The organism is Nostoc sp. UCD121 (assembly GCF_014222285.1).
Taxonomy (GTDB): domain Bacteria; phylum Cyanobacteriota; class Cyanobacteriia; order Cyanobacteriales; family Nostocaceae; genus Nostoc.
This window is the reverse complement of sequence record NZ_JACKZS010000385.1, coordinates 1-3446: the sequence shown is the minus strand read 5'-3', so window position 1 is coordinate 3446 and position 3446 is coordinate 1. Positions and strand designations below refer to the sequence as shown.

Here is a 3446-nt window from a genome sequence, read left to right as displayed (position 1 = left end):
CAACTATTAATACTTAGTATTTAGAGTTCTACACCCCAACAAAAAGTCATAAATCATACTAGTTAATAATACTAAATTATTTAATCACACTTATACAAATTGAAGTAAGTACAAGGACTTCATTTCTTCAGAGAGTTTTTGCAAGACAACCATCAAAACACCGAGTGGAAAAGTAGGACAAGTGGGAAAAGTAGGATAAATATATATTGATGTCAGCATTTACTATCAAGCTAGTATAATGTAACTTAGTTTACTAAAGTTCCAATGAATTTTAGGAAAAATTAAATAATAGTGTATCAAAAGTTGCTACGTTAAATTTAAGTCCAGTATGTAAATAGAAAAAATTATTGCTTGTGACACTCATTTATAATAAATACCTGGAACAGCAATGTATAAAACTAAACGTAAAAGGGGAGTTATACTAACTTCTACAGGAATTAAACGGTTGCAATCAGCAATTCATTCTGTGGAGATAGTAGAAAATAAAGGCGAACACTTGAGTTTAGAAGAAATAAGCTCGCGCATTCATGTTTCTAGTAGAACTTTGAGTAAATTATGGTCTTTAAGTGAAAGTGTAGATCAAAAAACTATAAAACTCTGCTTTAGCGCTTTTAATCTAGAATTACACAACGAAGACTACACCATAGTCAACAAAGCAAATGAGACTGAAACATCTGAGTTATTGTCTATTGCAAATATAGAAGAAGATTTATTTCAACGTTCCGAATTAACCTCACTTGTCGAAGAACATCACATACAAACTGAACAGATAGAAAATTTTTGGTCATACCCGGATGGCCCGGTACCTTTAAATTCTCACTTTTATATTGAACGTCCTCCACTAGAGAGAAAGGTTTATCGAGAAGTAACTACTAGTGGTTGCGTGATGCGGATTAAGTCGCCCAAACAGATGGGTAAAAGTTCTCTTGTGTTGCGGCTTTGTGCCTTTGCACGCAAACTTGGATATCAGACTGTGAATCTGAATTGCTACCAATTCGATAGTGAGTGTTTAACTGATTTAAATAAACTGTTGCGTCGTCTTTGCTGGAAAATTGCAACAGGGTTAGGTATTGAACCCAACCTCAAGGAAAAGTGGAATGAAGAAATTGGCTACAACTTGAGTAGCAGCTTCTATTTAGAAAACTATTTGCTCGCTCAATGTCAAAGCCCAATAGTTTTAGTGTTGAATGAAATTGACCGTTTTTTTGAATATCCTCACATTTGTCATGAGTTTTTTGCATTGTTGCGGTCATGGTGTGAGGAATCACGACACAATCCCAACTGGCAAAAGCTGAGGTTAGTAATGGTTTACTCAACCGAAGAATATATCTCTATGGATATTAACCTTTCTCCTTTTAATATTGGTCTACCTATTCGTCTGAACGATTTTACTCAACCACAAGTAGAAGATTTAGCTAGGCGGTATAGTTTAGACTCGTTTAAAGCTAAAGATTTTGCCCAACTAATGTCACTAATAGGGGGACATCCAGCACTAATTCAGATTAGTTTGTACTATCTTAGGTCTCAAGAAATGACCGTGCAAGAAATAATAGAGGAAGCGATCGCCAATGGTGGCATCTACCGCGATCATTTATGGCGACAGTTGATCAAACTACAAGAAAATCCTAGACTTGCAAAGACTTATGCTGAAATTCTGGCAGCAAAGCAAGGTATTTATCTTAATCCTATTGACACTTACAAGCTTGAAGGTTTGGGATTAATTCGCTTTGAGGGCGATCGCGTCTTACCTCGTTACGGACTCTACCAAGTCTACTTTGCAAAACAGCTATCGACAATTAATTGTTTGATAGAGCAACAGTAAGGCACTAGGGTGTTGACTTTGATGAGATTTATCCATTTTTTATTCATACAGTTTTGGTGTCATCGCCGGTGAACCAAATTCAATGAGCATAGACTTTTAAGTAGTAAATTGCTGCTTCGGTAAACAACACATTTATACCATAAGTCAAAGCAAGAATTAGACAAGCCGTGAGTCCTCGATCAATCCAATTAATAATTCCTTTTGTTTCTAGTTGAGTCAGTGAAAGTTTTAGACTTGCAAGGATAAAAATAACGATTACAGGGATTTTTAACATCCCAAGGATAAACACGGCTGTATCTTTTTCTGTGCGGCGAAGAAACGATCGCAATAGATAGAACAGTAATAAAAGGCAACAACTATGGATGGATGCGCCGAATGTATAGAAGCAAGAGCTAATTTGTGCGCTTGTTGGGAAAGCCGGAGGTGTTGATACTATGGAAAATTTTGATGCAGATTCTGCTGCTTTGGCGATCAGAATATAATTCATTAGTTTTAATCGCACCAGAGAAGTTTGCTGTCGCCGTAACTCCATACTTTGCATCACTACTTGATCCAGAAGATCCCTTTTGCCCACTATGCTTGCAAGTGATCCCACGTAAAGAAGAACTAATAGTTAGTACAGCAGACATGGTAGATCCATGCGGTGAAGATCACGACAGCCCAGTACCAGGACTCGTACACCGCTACCCTGATCGGGTGTTGCTGCTTGCTCTAGACACTTGTGCGGCGTATTGTCGTTACTGCACCCGCTCTCGTTTGGTGAGCCAAGGTGAGATGTACCCAGTAACCCGGCGCTTGGATGCGATCGCAGCTTACCTGGAGGAACACACCGAAATCCGTGATGTCCTAATTTCTGGTGGCGATCCTCTATTGATGTCTGATGAACCTTTAGACAATTTACTTGGACGGCTGCGTGCCATTAAGCATATTGAATTTATCCGAATTGGTTCTCGTGTGCCGAGCTTTTTGCCGCAGCGAATTACACCAGAACTCGTTGCCATGCTTCGTAAACATCGTGTGTGGCTGTCTTTGCACTTTTGTCATCTGCCAGAACTGGCTCCAGAAGTAGCACAAGCTTGCGAGGTGATGGAGTTCGACGATGAAGAAACTATCATCGGGCTGGAAGCTGCACTATTTCAGTTAGGTCATCAGGTTGAACGTATCGGCAATGGTAGAGAACTCGCATTGCACTTGGCAAAAGGCGATCGCTGGGATCTGGTTTTCAATATTGCTGAGGGTGTGCAGGGTCGCTCTCGTGAAGCCCAAGTCCCGGCAGTTTGCGAATTATTCGCTCAACCTTATACCTTTTCCGATCCGCTCACATGCGCCTTAACGCTAGACAAGGCACTTGCAAAAAGAGTGGTGCGCGATCTAAAGCTTGGCTGTTAAGTAAGCCCATCATCACCCCATCTAATAAAGGAATGCCTGCTTCTAATATTTGAGTAACCTGCTTCTAATATTTGAGTAATTACTAGAGGAACTGCCAATTGCAGGCAGGCTTGGACTTCTAATATCAGTTTTGACTTAAATTCTTGTAAACTTAACTCCATTGGGGTACAAATCAAAATTAAAAATGGTACTAAAAAGTAACATTCAATATATTAGGATGTTTTAATGTATAGAT

The 3446-nt window shown here is 39.2% G+C and carries 3 protein-coding genes; 2 read left to right on the top strand and 1 reads right to left on the bottom strand.

Annotation, left to right across the window (positions count from 1 at the left end):
- Positions 1-388 precede the first annotated feature (388 nt).
- Positions 389-1822: an AAA-like domain-containing protein gene (locus tag GNF10_RS35935; RefSeq protein WP_185582501.1), complete on the top strand. Its 1434-nt coding sequence runs from the start codon at positions 389-391 to the stop codon at positions 1820-1822.
- A 79-nt stretch (positions 1823-1901) separates the two neighbouring features.
- Here GNF10_RS35935 and GNF10_RS35930 read toward each other — a convergent pair whose 3' ends face one another.
- Positions 1902-2309 carry a hypothetical protein gene (locus GNF10_RS35930; protein ID WP_185582503.1) on the bottom strand — a complete coding sequence of 136 codons (408 nt, stop codon included), beginning with the start codon at positions 2307-2309 and terminating at the stop codon, positions 1902-1904.
- On the opposite strand from GNF10_RS35930, the gene GNF10_RS35925 reads away from it, so the two are divergent.
- Positions 2270-3211 (top strand): KamA family radical SAM protein, encoded by a 942-nt coding sequence (locus tag GNF10_RS35925; protein WP_260446212.1) that lies wholly within the window; start codon positions 2270-2272, stop codon positions 3209-3211. The genes GNF10_RS35930 and GNF10_RS35925 overlap by 40 nt on opposite strands.
- The last annotated feature ends 235 nt before the right edge of the window (positions 3212-3446 follow it).